This window comes from Sphingomonas koreensis, assembly GCF_002797435.1.
Lineage (GTDB): Bacteria > Pseudomonadota > Alphaproteobacteria > Sphingomonadales > Sphingomonadaceae > Sphingomonas > Sphingomonas koreensis.
In genome coordinates, this window is record NZ_PGEN01000001.1 from 714228 (window position 1) to 732727 (window position 18500).

General features: G+C 66.4%; 18 protein-coding genes and 1 pseudogene. 7 read left to right on the top strand and 12 right to left on the bottom strand.

The window, feature by feature from the left end; all coding sequences use genetic code 11:
- Nucleotides 1-40 precede the first annotated feature (40 nt).
- Both BDW16_RS03355 and BDW16_RS03360 read left to right on the top strand, forming a co-directional pair.
- Entirely contained in the window at nucleotides 41-1525 is a 1485-nt protein-coding gene (locus tag BDW16_RS03355) for an N-6 DNA methylase (protein WP_083954227.1), read from the top strand.
- A gap of 72 nt (nucleotides 1526-1597) precedes the next feature.
- Nucleotides 1598-3340 (top strand): type ISP restriction/modification enzyme, encoded by a 1743-nt coding sequence (locus BDW16_RS03360; RefSeq protein ID WP_066575941.1) that lies wholly within the window; start codon nucleotides 1598-1600, stop codon nucleotides 3338-3340.
- A gap of 42 nt (nucleotides 3341-3382) precedes the next feature.
- Here the strand turns inward: BDW16_RS03360 and BDW16_RS03365 are convergent, their stop codons facing one another.
- The 7 genes and pseudogenes from BDW16_RS03365 to BDW16_RS03395 all read right to left on the bottom strand — a co-directional run bounded on the left by BDW16_RS03365 (nucleotide 3383) and on the right by BDW16_RS03395 (nucleotide 9947).
- Nucleotides 3383-4564: a serine hydrolase domain-containing protein gene (locus BDW16_RS03365; RefSeq protein ID WP_066575944.1), complete on the bottom strand. Its 1182-nt coding sequence runs from the start codon at nucleotides 4562-4564 to the stop codon at nucleotides 3383-3385.
- Nucleotides 4565-4572: 8 nt separating this feature from the next.
- Complete coding sequence (locus BDW16_RS03370) at nucleotides 4573-6978, bottom strand: penicillin acylase family protein (protein WP_066575947.1); 2406 nt, start codon at nucleotides 6976-6978, stop codon at nucleotides 4573-4575.
- 109 nt (nucleotides 6979-7087) lie between these two features.
- Nucleotides 7088-7474: a potassium channel family protein gene (locus tag BDW16_RS03375; protein WP_066575954.1), complete on the bottom strand. Its 387-nt coding sequence runs from the start codon at nucleotides 7472-7474 to the stop codon at nucleotides 7088-7090.
- Between the two features lie 5 nt (nucleotides 7475-7479).
- A pseudogene (locus tag BDW16_RS03380) lies at nucleotides 7480-8625 on the bottom strand (glutathionylspermidine synthase family protein).
- 4 nt (nucleotides 8626-8629) lie between these two features.
- The gene (locus tag BDW16_RS03385) at nucleotides 8630-9049 is read right to left on the bottom strand and encodes a hypothetical protein (protein WP_066575957.1); all 420 of its coding nucleotides are present in this window, start codon (nucleotides 9047-9049) and stop codon (nucleotides 8630-8632) included.
- A gap of 22 nt (nucleotides 9050-9071) precedes the next feature.
- The gene (locus BDW16_RS03390) at nucleotides 9072-9479 is read right to left on the bottom strand and encodes a DUF350 domain-containing protein (protein WP_066575960.1); all 408 of its coding nucleotides are present in this window, start codon (nucleotides 9477-9479) and stop codon (nucleotides 9072-9074) included.
- Between the two features lie 93 nt (nucleotides 9480-9572).
- Nucleotides 9573-9947: a DUF1244 domain-containing protein gene (locus BDW16_RS03395; protein ID WP_066575963.1), complete on the bottom strand. Its 375-nt coding sequence runs from the start codon at nucleotides 9945-9947 to the stop codon at nucleotides 9573-9575.
- A gap of 172 nt (nucleotides 9948-10119) precedes the next feature.
- Here BDW16_RS03395 and pyk point away from each other — a divergent pair, with 172 nt between their 5' ends.
- Nucleotides 10120-11571 (top strand): pyruvate kinase, encoded by a 1452-nt coding sequence (pyk, locus tag BDW16_RS03400; protein ID WP_066575966.1) that lies wholly within the window; start codon nucleotides 10120-10122, stop codon nucleotides 11569-11571.
- Nucleotides 11572-11727: 156 nt separating this feature from the next.
- Here pyk and BDW16_RS03405 read toward each other — a convergent pair whose 3' ends face one another.
- Nucleotides 11728-12345, bottom strand: coding sequence for an HAD family hydrolase (locus BDW16_RS03405; RefSeq protein WP_066575967.1), 618 nt, complete (start codon nucleotides 12343-12345; stop codon nucleotides 11728-11730).
- Between the two features lie 8 nt (nucleotides 12346-12353).
- Complete coding sequence (gene ykgO, locus BDW16_RS03410; RefSeq protein ID WP_066575973.1) at nucleotides 12354-12479, bottom strand: type B 50S ribosomal protein L36; 126 nt, start codon at nucleotides 12477-12479, stop codon at nucleotides 12354-12356.
- 204 nt (nucleotides 12480-12683) lie between these two features.
- On the opposite strand from ykgO, the gene BDW16_RS03415 reads away from it, so the two are divergent.
- The 4 genes from BDW16_RS03415 to BDW16_RS03430 all read left to right on the top strand — a co-directional run bounded on the left by BDW16_RS03415 (nucleotide 12684) and on the right by BDW16_RS03430 (nucleotide 15613).
- On the top strand, nucleotides 12684-13283 hold the full coding sequence (locus BDW16_RS03415) for a DUF4136 domain-containing protein (RefSeq protein WP_066575976.1): 600 nt from the start codon (nucleotides 12684-12686) through the stop codon (nucleotides 13281-13283).
- Between the two features lie 37 nt (nucleotides 13284-13320).
- Nucleotides 13321-14439 carry a M14 family metallopeptidase gene (locus tag BDW16_RS03420; RefSeq protein WP_066575979.1) on the top strand — a complete coding sequence of 373 codons (1119 nt, stop codon included), beginning with the start codon at nucleotides 13321-13323 and terminating at the stop codon, nucleotides 14437-14439.
- Nucleotides 14440-14441: 2 nt separating this feature from the next.
- On the top strand, nucleotides 14442-14903 hold the full coding sequence (locus BDW16_RS03425; protein WP_066575982.1) for a GNAT family N-acetyltransferase: 462 nt from the start codon (nucleotides 14442-14444) through the stop codon (nucleotides 14901-14903).
- 77 nt (nucleotides 14904-14980) lie between these two features.
- Nucleotides 14981-15613 (top strand): hypothetical protein, encoded by a 633-nt coding sequence (locus BDW16_RS03430; RefSeq protein WP_066575983.1) that lies wholly within the window; start codon nucleotides 14981-14983, stop codon nucleotides 15611-15613.
- A 15-nt stretch (nucleotides 15614-15628) separates the two neighbouring features.
- On the opposite strand, the gene BDW16_RS03435 is transcribed toward BDW16_RS03430, so the two are convergent.
- From BDW16_RS03435 to BDW16_RS03445, 3 genes are all read right to left on the bottom strand, one after another.
- The gene (locus BDW16_RS03435; RefSeq protein WP_066575985.1) at nucleotides 15629-15889 is read right to left on the bottom strand and encodes a DUF1467 family protein; all 261 of its coding nucleotides are present in this window, start codon (nucleotides 15887-15889) and stop codon (nucleotides 15629-15631) included.
- 4 nt (nucleotides 15890-15893) lie between these two features.
- Nucleotides 15894-17534, bottom strand: a complete 1641-nt coding sequence (locus tag BDW16_RS03440) for a ribonuclease J (protein ID WP_066575987.1) — start codon at nucleotides 17532-17534, stop codon at nucleotides 15894-15896.
- A gap of 190 nt (nucleotides 17535-17724) precedes the next feature.
- Nucleotides 17725-18495: a type III pantothenate kinase gene (locus BDW16_RS03445; protein ID WP_066575989.1), complete on the bottom strand. Its 771-nt coding sequence runs from the start codon at nucleotides 18493-18495 to the stop codon at nucleotides 17725-17727.
- Nucleotides 18496-18500 lie beyond the last annotated feature (5 nt).

The following is an 18500-nucleotide window of genomic DNA, read 5'->3' on the forward strand; positions in this document are numbered from 1 at the left end:
CAAGCAGACCGCTAAGGCGTGACGGTAGCGGAGGGGTGGGATGACGCAAGCCGACGGGCTCGAAAAAGCTGTGGGAAGTTTCGGCGCAGCGGCGAAGGCCAAGCTGAACCAGGGCGGCCAGCCCGAGGACCAGCTGCGCGCACCGCTTGAGACGCTGTTCGCGGCGCTGGCGGCGGAGACAGCGGCAGCGGCAGCGGGCACGATGACGATGATCGGCGAGGCGTCGCTGGCCGATCTGCGCACCCGGCCCGACTATGCGGTGCAGGTCAACAAGGCGCTGATCGGCTTTGTCGAGGTCAAGGCACCCGGCAAGGGTTTTGACCCGCGCAAGTTCAAGGACAAGCACGACAAGGAGCAGTGGGAGCGGCTGAAGGCGCTGCCCAACCTGATCTATACCGACGGCAACGGCTTTTCGCTGTGGCGCGACGGAAAGCTGGAGGGCGACATCGTCCGGATGGACGGCGATGTCGAAACGTCCGGCGCGGCGCTGAAGGCGCCCCCATCCCTGCTGCGCCTGATCGGCGACTTCCTGAGCTGGGCGCCGATTCCGCCGCGCAATGCCAAGGAACTGGCGACAATCGCGGCGCGGCTGTGCCGGTTCCTGCGCGACGAGGTCGAGGAGCAGCTGCGCATCAAGAATGCGGAACTGGTCGCGCTGAAGGAAGATTGGCAGGCGCTGTTGTTCCCCGACGCCGACGACGCGAAATTCGCGGACGGTTATGCACAGGCGGTGACGTTCGGCCTGTTGATGGCAAAGTCGCGCAAGCTGACACTGGCGGACGGACTGGACAGTGTGGCCAAGGCGCTGGGCAAGACCGACACGCTGATCGGCACCGCACTGCGCCTGTTGACCGAGCAGGAGGAGACGCTGGGCGCATCGCTGAAGGCGATGGTGCGCGTCCTGGACGAGGTCGTGTGGGACAAGGTGTCGAAGGGCGATCCGGAAGCGTGGCTGTATTTCTACGAAGACTTTCTGGACGTTTACGACAAGAAGCTGCGCCGCCAGACCGGGTCCTATTACACCCCGCCGCAAGTGGTGAACACGATGGTGCGGCTGTGCGACGAGGCGCTGAAATCGTCGTCGCGCTTTGCGGTGCCCAAGGGGCTGGCGAGCGACCAGGTGCATATCGCCGACCCCGCGACGGGATCGGGCACGTTCCTGCTGGCGACGCTGAACGCGATCAAGGATCAGGTGGTTCGCGACGAGGGCGAAGGCGCGGTGCCGGGGGCGATCACCGACGCGGCGAAGCGGATGTATGGCTTCGAGCTGCAATTCGGCGCCTATGCCGTCGCCGAACTGCGCCTGCTGGCCGAGATGCTGGAGATGGGTGCGCAGGGCAGCCCGGCGCTGTTCGTCACCGACACGCTGAGCGACCCCTATGCCGATGTCGAAACCGGCCAAGGCATTTATCGCGAAATTTCCAGGTCGCGGCGCGAGGCGAACAAGGTCAAGCGCGAGCAGCCGATCACGGTGGTGATCGGGAATCCGCCGTATAAGGAAAAGGCCAAGGGCAAAGGGAGTTAGGTCGAGAAAGGCCGCTTCAAGAACGGGAAGGACGCGCCACTCAATGACTGGCAGCCGCCCGCGGCGTGGGGTGTGGGCGCGCACGCCAAGCATCTGCGCAACCTGTACGTCTATTTCTGGCGCTGGGCTGCGTGGAAGGTGTTCGAGCAGGGCGCGGGCGGGCGCGACCTCACCCCTCCCCAGCAGGAGCAATTGTCGGGAATCGTGTGCTACATCACCGTCGCCGGGTTCCTGAACGGGCCGGGATTCCAGAAGATGCGCAGCGACCTGCGTCGCGATTGCGATGAAATCTGGGTGATCGACTGCACGCCCGAGGGGCACCAGCCCGAGGTCGCGACGCGCATTTTTCAGGGTGTACAGCAGCCGGTGTGCATCGTGATCGCGTCACGATCCGCGGCGAGTGATCCGGCGGTTCCAGCCCGAGTCCGGTTTCTGGCGCTGGCCAAGGGGCGGCGCGAGGCGAAGTTCGATCAGCTCGAAAAGTTGATGCTGGACGGCAAGGGGTGGAGCGATGCGTCGAAGGACTGGCGTGCTCCGTTCCTGCCCGAACTCGCGGGAGGCTGGGCGAATTTCGCGGCACTGGATGCAGTGATCGGCGATTGCGGATCGGGCGTGATGCCGGGGCGGACCTGGATCATTGCGCCGGATGCGGGGTCGTTGAAGGACCGGTGGGACCGGCTGGTGAATGAGCCCGACGATGCGACGCGGGCAACGTTGTTTCATCCGCACGAAGGCGGCGACAAGACAGTGGCCAAAGCCAGTACCAAAGGTCTGGCGGGACATCACAAGGAACTGAAGTCGATCGAGACTCTGCTGGAAGAAGCTAAGCACGAAACCAGCCACGCATCCGCGAAGGCGGCGCTGAAGTGCATCGAGCCGACGCGCATTGGATTTCGCTCATTCGACCGCCAATGGATATTACCCGACAACCGGATCATAAATCGCCCAAATCCTTCGCTGTGGAATGACTTTTCGTCCAAGCAGATGTTTCTGACGGCTCCAATGGATCGGACACCTTCAAACGGACCGTCGCTTACGGCAACCGCGCTCATTCCCGACCTGCATCACTACAATGGCCGTGGAGGCCGCGTCTTCGCCCTCTGGAAAGACGCCGCCGCGACCGAAACCAATGTCTCGACCGCTGCGCTCGCCGCCCTCTCCAAAGCCTATGGCGAGGCGGTCGATCCGGTCGATCTGTTCGCCTATGTCGCCGCGTTGCTGGCGCATCCGGCCTATACGGCGCGGTTCAGGGAGGATTTGATCCAGCCGGGACTGCGCGTGCCGATGACCGCCGATGCGAAGCTGTTCGCGGAAGCCGCCGCCATCGGGCGCGAGGTGATCTGGCTGCACAGTTTCGGCGAGCGTTTTGGCGAAGGGCGTCCGGCAGGCGCACCGCGCAAGCCGGGCGGGCCGACGATTCCCAAGGACGGTGCGATCCCGACGACGCCGGAGGGCTTTCCCGACAGCATCGATTATGATCCGGCGCTGCGCCGCCTGAAGATCGGCACCGGCTTTATCGACCGGGTCGAGCCCGAAGTCTGGGCCTATGAAGTGTCGGGCAAGCAGGTGCTGCGCCAATGGTTCAGCTATCGCAAGAAGAACCGCGAGCGTCCAGTGATCGGCGACAAGCGCCCGCCATCGAAGCTGGGCGAAATCCAGCCGGACCATTGGTTGCCCGAATATACCAGCGAGCTGGTCAACGTGCTGCACGTCCTGACGCTGCTGACCGAACTGGAGCCGATACAGGTAGCGCTGTTGGACAAGATCTGCGACGGCCCGCTGATCCCGGCGTCGAAGCTGGAGAAAGCGAAATAAGCGAGGTTTGTGGCGCGGGCGTACCTGAGGAGACCTAGCCCCCTACCCCGCCGCCCGGCACAGCATGTCCGTCGCCAGCGCCACGCGAGATTCCGCGGTCTCGCGGTTGGTGGCGTCGTTCCGCACCCCACGCGTCTCGGTATTGAACGCCAGCAGGGTCGCGACGCCCTGATCGGGGCACAGGCTCAGATAGGCGCGGAAGCCGTTCTGGTCGCCATTATGGCCGATCACGCGAACGCCCTCGACCCGGTCGATGAAGAAGGACAGGCCGACCTGCGTGGTCGTGGCCATGCGGCCCTGGCTGAAATCCTCGCCCGCGGGCAGCTGGGGTTGCCACATCTCCTCCAGCGACGCGCGCTTGAGGATCAGGTCGTAATCGGCCTTTCGGGCCGGGTCGCCGAGGAGGAAGGCGGCGTATTTCGCCATGTCGGGCATCGGCGCGTTGAGGCCGCCATTGGAGACGGTGACGCCGGTGTCGGCGTCGAACGGCGCTGCGCTGCGCTTGCCGTCGCGGATATGGTAGCTGCGCGCGCGGTGGCGCAGCAGATGCGGCGGGGTGCGGTCGAAATAGCTGGCATACATGCCGAGCGGGCGCAGGATGTTCTTGTCGATATAGACTTCGTAATCCTCCCCCGACAGGCGCTCGATCACCTGGCCGAGATAGACGATGCCCGGGTTGGAATAGCTGTAGCGGCTGCCGGGTTTGAACTCGACCTGCGTATAGGGGAACATTGCTTCGAGCTGCTTCCAGCCCGGCGGCTCGAACGGCTGCCAGTCCTTGTCGCGCCACGGCCAGGTGCCGTTGCGGAAGCCCGCACTGTGGCTGAGCAACTGGCGGATGGTGATCGCGCCGGTGTCGCCATAGGGGTTGTGGACCCTTGCCAGCTCGGGGACGTACTTCACGATCGGGTCGTCGAGCTTGAGCAGGCCGCGATCGCGCAACTGCAGGATCGCGATGCCGGTCATCGTCTTGGTGACCGAAGCCCAGTGATAGATGGTGTCGGCGTCCACGGGCACATGCGCCTCGGCATCCTGCTCGCCGAGATGGTCGGCGGCGAGCGTGCGGCCTTTGCGGATCAGGTAGAAGCTGCTGCCGGCGATATTGGCGCGCTGAACCTCGGCGCGATGAAGCTTGCGGAAATCGTTCAGCGCGCGATCGAGCGGGGCGTCCTGCGCCGCGGCAGGCACGGCGAGGAGCAGGCAGGCGGCGATGTGGCGGAGCATGGTCCCCCTCAGGACGGGTTGAGCGTGGTGCGCGAAGCCGCCGCCTTATCCACCGCGGCGCGGCTGTAGAGCAAGGGGAGCATGTAGCCTGCGATCCACGAGCCATACTGGTCGCGATAGTGCGGCGAGCGCGGGTCGATCGACTGGCCGGGGAGGATCAGGATGCGCGAATTGTCCCACGCGCCGACGTCGATCACCTGCTGGTAGCTCGAGCCGCCGCCGACATTCCAGCCTGGCCCCGAGCCGAGCCAGCGCGCCATGACGGTGAAGCCGTCGCCGCCCGACCCCTGCCCCTCGATCGCCGGAAACGCTTTCGCAATGGCCGGGATGGCCGAGAGCGGGTGGCGCAGCTTGACCTGGTGCAGATTGCCCCAGCGCCACGCGGCGGGATCGGGGCCGAGCAATTGCTGCGCCGAGGCCCAGCCCGCAGCGAGCGCAGCGTCGAGGATCGCATCGCGCGTGCCCTTCGGATCGGCGCCGAGGCGGGCATCGGGCTTCGCCAGCAGCCCGAGCAGGACCGAGGGCGAGATTTCGGTGACGAGGTTCTTCGCACGCTCGGGCACGATCGCCGCGAGCATGCGTTTGGAGAGGTCGCGCCAGACGATCTCGAACAGCGCGGCGGGACCGCTGTCCGCGTCGAGATGCGCGTTCCAGCCGCGGAGCAGATCGACCGCGGGTTTCACCGCGGCGGAGGGGTTGGCCGGGAGTTGGGCGACGAACTGCTGCGCCGGCCTGGACAGCGTGTCGTGCTGGAGTGCGACGCTGTCGGCGATGCTGTGCCTGGGCTGCGATGCGAGAACCTCGGCGCAGCGGTCGTAGCGATAGGGCTCGCGGAACGAGAAGGCCGGGATGCGGTCGCGCGGCCAGTCGGCGGGCAGGTTGTTCTGGTTAGCGGAGGCGAACCAGCCCTTCTTGGGGTTGTACTCGCTGGGCAGCGCGGAGAAGTTGCGCATGCCGGTCCAGTCATGGCTGCCGTCGCCCGGCACGGGGAGCAGGCCGTCGCCCGCCTTGCGCTGCGGCACGAAGCCGATCACCTGCCAGCCCGTGTTGCCGTCGATATCGGCATAGTGGAAGTTGGTCGGCGACGGGTGAAGCGCGAACGCCTTGCGCAGGCTCACCCAGTCCTTCGACAGGTTGATCGCGATCATCGCGAAGCAATCGGCCGAGCCGGGCTGCATCGCGACGGTGGTGAGGACGCTGGCGCGGCGGCGGGCGGGATCGTGGGCGATCACCGGGCCCTGCACGGCGTAGCGATGCGTGACCGTTTCGGCAGCGCCGCCCTTGACGGGAATCGTCTCGGTGACGGTCTCGAACCGCTTCCAGCTGCCATTGTGGCGATATTGTTCGGGGTCCGCAGGGTTGAGTTCGAGGATGAACAGGTCGCTCTGGTCGATATGGAAATTGGTGCGGCCGAAGGCGAAGCGGTCGGTATGGCCCTGCATGATGCCGGGAAGGCCGGGCGATCCGCCGCCGATCACATCGAGGCCGGGCGCGGTCAAGTGCGCGACGTGGCGCGGGCTGAACCCGCCGATGCCGAGATGCGGATCGTTGGCGAGGATCGGGCGCCCGGTGGCGCTGCGCGAGGGCGCGACGGTCCAGGCGTTGCTGCCGGCATTGTTGCGCTCGGCCGAGACGGCGTGATCGAGCGAGGAGACGCGCGCGGCGGGCGCGGCCGGATCGGCGGCGGGCGGCGGGCCGCCAAAGGGCAGCCGCCCGATGCGCAGCACGCCGAGATCGGCATCGGTGACCGCGGCGGCGTCGAGGCCCTGCGGCACGGTCATCGTCCAGGCCGGGCGCAGCGGCGCGACCACCGCGTCGAGATCGAGCAGGCCCAAGGCGGCGAGCTGAGCGCGGCGGACGCTGTCGTCGGTATTGCCCTCCGACGCCTCGCGCTGGCGCACCAGATCCTCGAAATCCCATTTGAGCGGGGCGATGCCGAGGATGCCGTACTCGAGCGGAAGCTGGGTCGGGTCGGCGGTCACCTCGTCGATGCGCGCATTGATACCGGCGACATAGGCGCGGGCGCAGGCGATCACATCGGCCGGGACGCGCGCCAGCTCGGCATCGAGATCGCCGCGATAGCGGAACAGGCGCGCGACGCCGTCATGCCGGGCGAATTTGGGGCCGAACGCCTCGGCGAGGCGGCCGAGATCGCGGCGATGGGACAGGTCGATCTGGAACAGCCGGTCGCGCGCGACGACATAGCCCTGACCGAAGAACGCGTCGGGGATGGTCGCGGCGCGGATATGCGGGATGCCGAACTGGTCGTCGACGATCTCGATGGGGGCGGAAGGCCCAGCCACGGTCCGGGTGCCTCCCACGATCACCGGGGCGAACCGCAGCGGCGCGCCGGCCGCGGGAAGTGCCGCCAGCGCGGCGGTCGAGCCCAACAGAAAGCAACGTCGGTTGAGCATCGGCAAGTTCCCCCAAGTGTCGGCATGAGGGCGAAAACTGGCCTTGCTCCGGAGGGGTGTCCATGGCTCAGGCGTTGGAGGCCAATAGACCGGGGTTATGGGTACGAGGTCATTCGCGCTGCGCTTCGGGGCGAGTCTGCTGCGCGGCGAGCAGCGCCTCGATCCGGTCGAGACGCGCGAGGATCAGCTCCTGCTCCTCATGGGTGAAGGCATCGCGATTCTCGTTGAGCCGGTCGATCAGCCGGACGACGATCATCGGCGCGACCCCGAAGATCGAGATATGCATCAGCGCCAATGCCAGCACCCGCCCACCCGCGGTCTTGGGCGAGATGTCGCCATAGCCGGTCGAGGTCGCATTGGTTCCGGCCCAGTAGACGCTGTCGAGGAACGGCGCGCTTTCGAGATACATGAACAACGCTGCCGCGGCGAGCACCAGCACCAGATACGCCGCCGCCAGCTCGCGCAGCGTATCGGTCGCCGCCTTGAGGTTGCGCATTTCTCCTACCCCCTGATGACATGTGGAACGAAGCGCGCGCGGTTGCCCGTGATCAGCCCGTCCTCGCGGATCCCCATCCCCGCCGCGGCGCCGTCCACCACCCAGCAGCCGAGCACCGGTTAGCCGTTGCCGAAATCGCGCATCGGATAGAGTTCCTGATACATGGTCAGCCCGTCGCGATATTCGCCCAGCGAGCGCGCCAGCGTCTCGCCGTGCCGGACCACCTCGATATTCGCGCCTTCGCGCGCGAGGAACGGCTTGGCGACATAGCTGTCGCCGATCCGCTCGCGGACCACCGAGGCGGCGAGAAGATTGGGGTGGCCCGGGAACATCGCCCAAAGCACCTGCAGGATCGCCTTGTTGCTCCACAGCATCTTCCAGATCGGCTCGATCCAGAAGGTGGTCGGCAGGTGGCGGATGACGTCCTGCGCATAGCTTTCGCGGACGATCCATTCCCATGGGTAGAGCTTGAAGATCGCCGAGATCAGCTGGTCCTCCCGATCGACGATCCGGCCCTTCGCATCGACGCCGATATCGTCGATCAGCACCGCATGCGTCTCAAGCCCCGCCTGCGAAGCGAGGTCGCGCATATAGGTGGTGGTGATCGTATCCTCATGCGCCGCGTCGGCGACATGGGTGAACCACACGCGCTGGCCGGGCAGGCGCGAGCGGATCGCGGCCCAGCGGCCGATCAGCTTCTCGTGCAGGCTGTTATACTGGTCGAGCTCGGGGAAGCAGGCTTCCTTCCAGTCCCATTGCACCACCGCCGCTTCGAGCATCGAGGTCGGCGTGTCGCAGTTGAACTCGAACAGCTTGGGATCGCCATCGCCGGTATAGCCGAAGTCGAACCGGCCATAGTTGAGCGCGGGCGGCTCGTCCTTCCACGCGGCACGGATCGCCTTGTGGCAGTAATCGGGGATGCCGAACTGCTCGAGCACGTCCGAATGGCCGACGATCCAGTCGCCCGCCTCGAGGAAGAGCTGGTAGACCGCCTCGCTCGCTTCCTCGAACCGCTCGATCTCATCGAGCGTGAAGGAATAATAGGCGCTTTCGTCCCAATAGGGGCCGTCGGCGTCGCTGTGCCAGATCAGCCCCTGTTCCTCGACGGCGCCCTGCCAATTGTCGCGCGGGGCGATCGTGTGTCGTTGCATCCGGTCAGGACCGCCCGCCGCCGAAGCTGCGTCCGCTCGACCCGAAGCCGCCGCGCGACACCGCCGCCGATCGGGTCATGCGCGTGCTCGCGGGCGCCGGACCATAGTTGGCGCCGGGGCGCGGCTGATAGGAGCCGTAGCCGGCGTACCGCTTGTCCCGGATCGAATCCCCATAATAGGGAACCGCCGAGCTGCGCCCGAGATAATACCAGAGGAAGGCGTTCGAGCCGCCACCCCCGCCGCCGGAATAGTAGTTGCGCTCGCCGCAGCGGTCGTCATCGACACGCTTGCCCTCCTGATCGACGCAGATCGCGGTGTCGCCCGAGGCGTAGACATCCTCGTTCCAGTCGTCGCCGCCCGAACAGCCCGGCAGCGCCAGCAGCGTAGCCGCCATCGCGGTCGTCACGGTCAGTTGCTTCTTCATGACCTCTCTCCTCGCCGGCCGTTCAGGGGACCATGCACGCTGCCTGGAGGATACCGATGCCGAGCCCCATGCCGCCGACGAAGATGCCGGAAGCGACGCAGTTCTCGGCGATCTTGTCCGAGATCGACTTGAACAGAAGCCGCGAGATGACGAAGAAGACCACGAGCTGAACGATCGCGGCGACACCGCCCCACAGCAGCATGTCGGGAATGCTCACCGAATTGCCGATCACGATCGCGACGGGAATGGCGAAGCCGAGAAAGGTGCCGGTCAGCTGGGTCGCGGCGGCGCTGTTCCCTTCGCGGATCAGCTTGAACTCGCGATGCGGCGTGACCGTCACATAGATCAGCAGGAACGCGACGGCGAGCGCCACCGCCGCGGCGAAATAGGCCAGGAAATGCGGCACCGTGGCGATGAAATACTGGAACATGCTTCCCCCTCCCCCGTCGCGCGGCGAGCGCCGCGGCGGCGCCTGTCTATCAAGCGTTTTGCAGCCGGGGAAGCAGGGACTTAGCGCCCGCTGTTAACGACCCGGATCGGTCATCGACGGCGGGTCGCTGGCAGGGAAGCTGTCGTCGAGCGCTTCGTCCAGCTCCGCTTCGCGCCGGTTGCGGGCGATGCTCGCCTCCATCCGGGCGATCTGCTCGGGGGTCGCATCCTTCTGATGCAGCGCCTTCCACTCGGCATAGGGCATGCCGTAGATCGCCTGGCGGGCGCTGTCCTTGTTGAGCTGGCCGCGGCTTTCCTCTTCCAGCCAATCGGCAAGGCAGTTGCGGCAAAAGCCGGCAAGGCCCATCAGTTCGATATTCTCGGCGTCGGTGCGGTGACGGAGGTGGCGGACGAGGCGGCGAAAGGCTTCGGCGGCGATTCGATCGTCGATTCGGTCCAACGTTGTCATTGTTTCGCCTCCACGGTTGTATCGTCCGCATTTGCCGTTAGGGAACGGCCCGCACAAGCCCGTGTTGCGACGATCCGGTCAACAGGATCGCGAGCCCGGGACGGCGAACGATTTCGATCCAGCAGCCGGCGGAATCCCCTCCGCCCCGAAATCGAGTGAGGAGACAAGAACGATGTCGAAGGCGATCCATCCGCGCTCGCGCAAGGTGCGCATCCTGGCGACGCTCGGCCCTGCCAGCAATTCGCCCGAGATGATCGCCGCGCTCCATGCCGCGGGCGCCGACGCCTTCCGCATCAACATGAGCCATGGCGACCAGGAATCGAAGATTCCGGTGATCGCGGCGATCCGCGAGTTGGAGAAGACGACCGGGCGCCCGTCCACGATCCTGGCCGATCTTCAGGGGCCCAAGCTGCGCGTCGGCAAGTTCGCCGAGGGCAAGGTGCTGCTGGAAACCGGTGCCACCTTCCGCCTCGACCGCGACCCGACGCCGGGCGATGCGACCCGCGTCGAGCTGCCGCACCGCGAGATTTTCGAGGCGGTGACGGAGGGCGCGCGCCTGCTGCTCGACGACGGCAAGATGGTGCTGCGCGTGACGGGCTATGGCGATGGCTGGATCGACACGCGGGTCGAGGTCGGCGGCGCGCTGTCAAACTCCAAGGGCCTCAACGTCCCCGACATGATCCTGCCGCTGGCGGCGCTGACCGAGAAGGACCGCAGCGACCTGGCGTTCGCAGTGGAGCAGAAGGTCGACTGGATCGCCCTGTCCTTCGTCCAGCGGCCCGAGGATCTGGCCGAGGCACGCCGGCTGATCGGCGGCGGCGCAGCCCTGCTCGCCAAGATCGAGAAGCCGAGCGCGGTGACGCGGTTGGAGGAGATCGTCGAGGCATGCGACGGCGTGATGGTCGCGCGCGGCGACCTGGGCGTCGAACTGCCGCCGCAGAACGTGCCGCCGATGCAGAAGCGCATCGTCGAGACCGCGCGGCGCCTCGGCCGCCCGGTGATCGTCGCGACGCAGATGCTCGAATCGATGATCACCTCGCCCTCGCCCACCCGCGCGGAAGTCTCCGACGTCGCCACCGCGGTGTATGACGGCGCCGATGCGATCATGCTGTCGGCCGAGAGCGCCGCGGGCCAGTGGCCGATCGAATCGGTGACGATGATGGACGCGATCGCGGATTCGGTGGAGCGCGACCCGGCGCATGGCGACCGCGTCCACTTCACCGTCACCCGCCCCGATCCCACCACCGCCGACGCGCTGGCCGAGGCGGCCAAGTCGATTGCGGCGACGGTATCGGCCACCGCGATCATCTGTTTCACCATGTCCGGATCGACCGCGCGCCGCATCGCGCGCGAGCGGCCGTCGGTGCCGATCCTGGTGCTGACGCCCAAGATCGAGACTGCGCGCCGCATGGGCCTGCTGTGGGGCACCCATGCCGTGCACACCAAGGACGTCGATTCGTTCGAGGACATGGTCGCCAAGGCCAAGCGCATGGCGCTGCGCCAGGGCATCGCCAAGGCGGGCGACCGGGTGATCGTGTGCGCAGGCGTTCCGTTCGGCACGCCGGGGTCGACCAACGTGCTGCACGTGGTGCGGATCCTGGGCGATGAGCTGAAGGGGCGCTGAGCGGTTCGCGGTAAGGGACTCCAGTCCGTCACCCCGGCCCTGTGCCGGGGCCCACGGCGCCGCGCCGACTGACCTTCACGCAATAGTGGATGGCCTGCCTCCGGTGGATCCCGGCACGAGGCCGGGATGACGGCAGGCTATAAACTCACGGACGGATCAGGCGGCCAGCAGGCCCGCTTCGACGATCTCGCGGCGGGTGGACTCCACGTCCTTGAAATGCACCGAGCGGATGCCGAGCGCGCGAGCGGACAGTATGTTCGCCTCGTTGTCGTCGATGAACACCGCCTCGTGCGGCTCGAGCCCGAAGCGGGCGAGCGAGAGATGGTAGATGGCGGGATCGGGCTTCACCAGCTTCTCGTCGCCCGAAACCACGATATCGCGGAACCGATCGAACAGCCCCGTCCATTCCGCACGGAAGGGCGGGAAGAACTCGTGACTGAAATTGGTGATCGCGAACAGCGGCACGCCGGCCGAATCGAGATCGGCGACCAGATCGTGCATCCCGGGGACGGGGCCGCCGATGCTTTCGTTGAAGCGCGTCTTCCACGCTGCGATCAGATCGGCGTGCTGCGGATACAGCGCGGTCAGCTCCGCCGAGGTGTCGGCGAAGTCGCGGCCTTCGTCATGCTGGAAGTGCCACTCGATCGTGACGACTTCGTCCAGAAACGCCGCGAGCGCCTGATCGTCACCGATCAAGCGCTCGTAGAGAAAACGCGGGTGCCAGGTGAAAAGGACGTTGCCGATATCGAAGATAGCGGCGCGGACCCCTCCCATGGCGAACTTCAGCCCTGGCGGGCCTTGAAGCGGCGCTGCGTCTTGTTGATGACATAGACGCGACCGCGACGGCGGATCACGCGGTTGTCACGGTGGCGTCCCTTGAGCGACTTCAGGCTGTTCACGATCTTCATGACCGGTCTCTTTGTTCTCGAATTGTGTGGCTGGTGCCGGAAAGAGGCGCCCGCCTAGAGGTGAAGCCCCTCGAAGTCAAGGCAAGGATGGCGGAAATCCGCGTTCCACGATGCGCCAAAGGGCTTGGCATCGGAACCCGTGCGGGCGTAACGATGTTGACCGCGTTAGGCCGTTCGTTGCGGACGGCAGGAGGAGTTTGTCCGATGAAGACCCGCGTCCTGATCGCCGTCACCGCCATGGCCGCACTGGCGGCGGGCTGCTCCACCACCGGCGGCGGGCGCGCAGCGCCGGTCGAGGCGACCCGCTATCACCTGTCGCAGCCGATCCCGCCCGGGACGATCGGTATACAGGCAGACGCCGGGCAAGTCGCCGGGCCGGAGTTCAGCCTCTATACCGGCGCAGTGATGCGCGAGATGGAGCGGCTGGGCTTCACCCCCGCCGCGACGGGCGGCAGCCCCGACTATCTCGCCGCGATCGGCTTTACCCGCACGGATCGCGGCCAGGTCCGCACGCGCCCGCCGGTGACGATCGGGATCGGTGGCGGCAGCTTTGGCGGCAATGTCGGCGTGGGCGGCGGCGTGAGTACCGGCATCGGCGGCAAGACCCGCACCGTCTATGGCATGGAGTTGTCGGTGCAGATTCGCCGCCGCGGCGACAATACCGTGGTGTGGGAAGGCAAGGCGATCACCGAGACGCTGAGCGGCGCGCCCGGCGCGCAGCCCAACGACGGCGCAGCCAGACTGGCCACTGCCCTGTTCAAGGAGTTTCCCGGCCAATCCGGCATCACCACCACGGTGAAATAACCACCCTCTCCCTTCTCTCCAGACCAGCAACGGTGACATGACCATCCAGATCAACGCCGCATTCGACAGCGGCAACATCCGCCTGCTCGACATCGACGGCGATACCGTCGATCTCGAGATCGTTCCGGACCACCTCTCCGAATTCTACCAGTGGTTCCATTTCCGCGTCGCGGGCGCGCGCGGGCGCCGGCTGACCTTCCGCATCGTCAATGCCGGCGGATCGGCCTATGCGTTCGGCTGGCCGGGCTACAAGGCGCGGGTGAGCACCGACCGCGAGGCGTGGCGGATGACCGATGGCGCCTATGCCGACGGCGTGTTCAGTTTCAGCTACCAGTTCGACGGCGATGTCGCCTGGTTCGCCTATTTCGCGCCCTATTCGATGGAGCGCCACGCCGACCTGATCGCGCGCATGGCCGCAAAGCCGGGCGTCACCCATCGCGAGATCGGCCAGACGCTCGACGGCCGCGCGCTGGATCTGCTGACCTTGGGCGACGGGCCCAAGCAGGTGTGGCTCTACGCCCGCCAGCATCCCGGCGAATCGATGGCCGAATGGTGGATGGAAGGCGCGCTGGAGAAGCTGACCGACCCGGACGACGCCTCGGCCAGGGCGCTGCGAGCCAAGGCGACGTTCCACATCGTTCCCAACATGAACCCGGATGGCAGCTTCCGCGGGCACCTGCGCACCAATGCCGCAGGCGTGAACCTCAACCGCGAATGGCATTCGCCGACGCTGGAGAAGAGCCCGGAAGTCCTCCACGTCCGCAATGCGATGGACGCGACCGGCGTGGACTTCGCGATGGACGTGCATGGCGACGAGGCGATCCCGGCCAATTTCCTTGCCGGGTTCGACGGCATCCCGAGTTGGACCGAGGAGCTGGGCGCGAAGTATGACGACTATGGCAAGCGGCTGGCCGCGGCCACCCCGCTGTTCCAGCTCGAAAAGGGCTATGAGAAGTCGGCGCCGGGACAGGCCAATCTGTCGATGTCGACCAACCAGCTCGCCGAGCGGTTCGGCGCCGTGTCGATGACGCTGGAGATGCCGTTCAAGGACCACGACCCCAGCCCCGACGCCGAATATGGCTGGTCGCCCGAGCGGTGCAAGGCGCTGGCCCATGCCTGCCTCGACACGCTGGCGGGGTTCATCGACGAGGTTTGAACGTGGAAATCCGCGAGGGCGAACTCGACGATCCGCAGGTGATCGGCCTGCTCGAGGTGCATGCCGGCGGGATGCTCGCCAATTCGCCGCCGGGGACCTGCCATTTCCTCGACCTGTCGAAGCTGAAGACGCCCGACATCACCTTCCTGTCGGCCTGGGAGGACGAGACGCTGTTGGGGATCGGAGCGGTCAAGCAGCTCGACGGCACCACCGGCGAGATCAAGTCGATGCGGACCGCCGAGGCCGCGCTGGGGCGGGGCGTCGGCACCGCGATCCTGCGGCACATCATCGGGCTGGCGCGCGAACGGGGCTATGCCGCGCTCAAGCTGGAGACCGGCACGGGCGAAGCCTTCGACGCGGCGCATGCGCTCTATGCGCGGCACGGCTTCGCCCCCTGCCCGCCCTTTGCCGACTATGAGGCGACCGACTTCAACCGCTTCTTCGCGCTCCCGCTCAACTCCTAAGCGGCCGTTAGGGATAGATGTTGGGGGGCGGTTGACGCCCGCGCGCTATCTGCCCCGATGAACCATCGGGGGTAGCGATGAAGGAAATCATGTTCGGCGGGGCCGCGATCGCGCTGGCGACGGGCGCCTATTTCCATGGTCCGCTGAAGACGGGCGAAACCTACGAGAAGACGCCGTTCGAAGTGTATCGCGCGGTCGAATCCAGCCCGCTCCCCTCGCTGTTCAGCAAGATGGTGTACAACCAGCGCGGCGGCGCGGTGACCCGCGGCGGCGAGCCCGAAAAATCGATGATCTGGTATTTCCACGCCAACGGAAAGCAGGTCGCGAAATACACGGTCAGCATCTCCCAGGCGGGCGCGAACAAGTCCCGCGTGCTCACCAGTTTCGAGATGAGCCCCGATGCCGAGAAGGCGCTGGGCAAGGGCATCGCGATCTCGGGTGCCGAGCAGTACAAGGTGATCGGCCGCGTATCGATGAACGAGCAGATCGACTCGCGGCTGGACAAGCGGCCGTTCGACTATTCGAAGGTATCGGACGCGATGTCCGCCTATGTCCTCGCCAACATGGGCAAGATCCAGGGCGAGGCGCTGAAATCGATGGATGAGGCGGCCGAGAGCTTCAAGAAGATGGAAACCAACGGCGCCTATCGCGACAAGCAGTACGAGAACTACAAGTATCAGCGGGATCTGGGCAAACCGTCGGTTCCCTGAACCGCCCTCTCCCGCTCAGTTCCAGTAATCGAGCATGTCGGCGGTGATCCAGCCGCTGACATAGTTGAGGTAGAACAACGCGAACAGCAGGGTCGCGAGCGCGGTAGTGCGCAGCGCGATCTTTACCCCCGGAAAATGCTGGGGCGCACTTTCGGCCTGACCCTGCACCAGCGGCTCCCCCGCCTCCACGCTGGTACGCGTGTGGAAGGGCAGCACCAGGAACAGCGCCAGGAACCAGAACAGGAAATAGATCGCCAGCGCGCTGGGCCAACTCATCGCCTTAGACCTCGATCAGCAGGACATCGACGACCGGCTTCTTGCCGGTCCATTTGACCGCCACGCGGCGGGTGGCGAGGCGGACGGCCTCGCGCAGTTTCTCGCGATCCCCGCCCTTGAAGCCGGACACCGCCTTTGCGGCCGCCTCCGCCGCTTCCTCGAGGAAGGGTTCGCGATCCTCCTCGACCGGAACGCCCTGGATGCGCACCTCGGGGGTGGCGGCGAGCTTTCCGCTCGCCTTGATCGCGACCGCGACCGACATCTGGCCGTAGAGGCCGAGCTTGCGGCGCTCGTTGATCGTCCCGCCGTCCGCCGGAAGGATCACGTCGCCGTCGAGGACGAGGCGCCCGGCCGGGGCATGGCCGAGCTTCTCGGGCGTGCCGGGGGCGAGGCGGATGATCTCGCCATTGGTCTGCACCACCGCGCCGGGAATGCCCTGTTCGATCCCGAAGCGCGCCTGTTCGGCGATGTGGCGCATCTCGCCATGGACCGGGACGAGGATCTCTGGCCGGATCCAGCGATACATCTCGGCCAGCTCGGGGCGGCCGGGATGACCGGAGACATGGACGAATGCCTGACGGTCGGTGACCATCTCCACGCCCTTGCCGGCGAGCGCATTCATGATCCGGCCGATCGCCAGCTCGTTGCCGGGGATCTGCTTGGACGAGAAGATCACGCGATCGCCCTTGTCGAGCTTGAGCTGGTGCGTGTCTTCGGCGATGCGGGCCAGCGCGGCGCGCGGCTCGCCCTGCCCGCCGGTGGCGACGATCATCACCTTGTCGCGCGGCAGCGTCATCGCAGTGTCGAAATCGACCGTCTCGGGGAAATCGCGGAGATAGCCGGTGGCCTTGGCGACGCGCAGGATGCGGTCGAGCGAACGGCCGGCGACGCACATCGCGCGGCCGGTGTCGCGCGCCGCCTCGCCCAGCGTCTGGAGCCGTGCGGCATTCGACGCGAAGGTGGTGACGAGGACGCGGCCCTTGGCGCCCGCGATCACGCGGTCGAGGCCTTCGCGCACCTCCTGCTCCGATCCCGAAGCCTCGGGATTGAAGACGTTCGTCGAGTCGCACACCAGCGCGAGGACGCCTTCGTCGCCGATCTGCGTCAGCTCCTCGGCGGTCGAGGGCGTGCCCATGACGGGCGTGTCGTCGATCTTCCAGTCGCCGGTGTGGAAGACGCGGCCATAGGGCGTATCGATCAGGACGGCGTTGCCCTCAGGGATCGAGTGGGCGAGCGGAACGTAGCGGATGCCGAACGGGCCGAGCTCGAAACCCTCCTCTTCCCGCACCACGTTCAGCTCGACGCGGTCGGCGATGCCCTCTTCGTCCAGCTTGCCGTGGATCAGCCCCGCGGTGAACGGGGTGGCGTAGAGCGGCACGCCGAGATCGCCGGCGAGATAGGGCAGCGCGCCGATATGATCCTCGTGGCCGTGAGTCAGCACGATCCCGAGCAGGTCGTCCAACCGCTCCTCGATGAACTGGAGATCGGGCAGGATCAGGTCGATGCCGGGATAGTCGGGGTTGCCGAAGATCACCCCGCAATCGACCATGATCCACTTGCCGCGGCAGCCATAGAGATTGACGTTCATGCCGATCTCGCCGGAGCCGCCGAGCGCGAGGAAGAGAAGTTCGTTGCCGGGTGTCATTGGGTCTTTCGTCATCCAAACTGCCGGCGCGTGCCGCACGGGCACCGCCATCCGTTGCTTATCCGTCATCCCGGCCTTGTGCCGGGGTCCACCGGGAGGCCAGCGATGCGCAAGAGGCTATGGGTCCGCGCGTAAGGACAAGTGGACCCCGGCACAAGGCCGGGGTGACGATTGTGGAGCGGTGAGAAGGCTAGGCGCGCTGCCGCTCCCACAGGATCGCGAGACCCTGAATGGTCAGATCGGGCTCGATCACGTCGAAGGCGTCCGTTTGCTTCTCGAACAGCACCGCGAGGCCGCCGGTGGCGATGACCTTTACCGGGCGGCCGATTTGCGCCTTTACGCGGGCGAGCAGCCCCTCGATCATCGCGATATAACCCCAATAGATGCCGATATGCATCTGGTCGGCGGTGTTGAGACCGATGACGCTGGTGGTCTTCGGCGCCTCGATCGCGACGCGCGGGAGCTTGGCCGCGGCGCTGACCAGCGCGTCGAGCGAGAGGTTGATGCCCGGGGCGATGATGCCGCCCTTGTACGCGCCCTCATAATCCGCGACCTCGAACGTCGTCGCGGTACCGAAATCGATGACGATCAGGTCGCCGGGGTGCTTGTCGTGCGCGGCGATGATGTTGAGCGCGCGGTCGGCGCCCATGCTCTGCGGCTCCTCGACATCGAGGCGGATCGGCCAGCCATCCTTGCCCGCGATCACCGCGTCGGTCTTGAAATATTTGCTCGCCAGCACCTGGAGGTTGTGGAGCGCGCGCGGGACAACGGTGCCGACGATCACGCCGGTCACGTCACTGCGATCGAACCCCTCGAGCGCGAGAAGCTGGCTGAGCCACACGGCATATTCGTCGGCGGTGCGGCGCGGATCGGTGGCGATGCGCCAACGGGCCTTGATCTCGCGGCCTTCCAGCAGCGCGAAGACGACATTGGTGTTGCCGGCGTCGATGGCGAGCAGCATCCGGG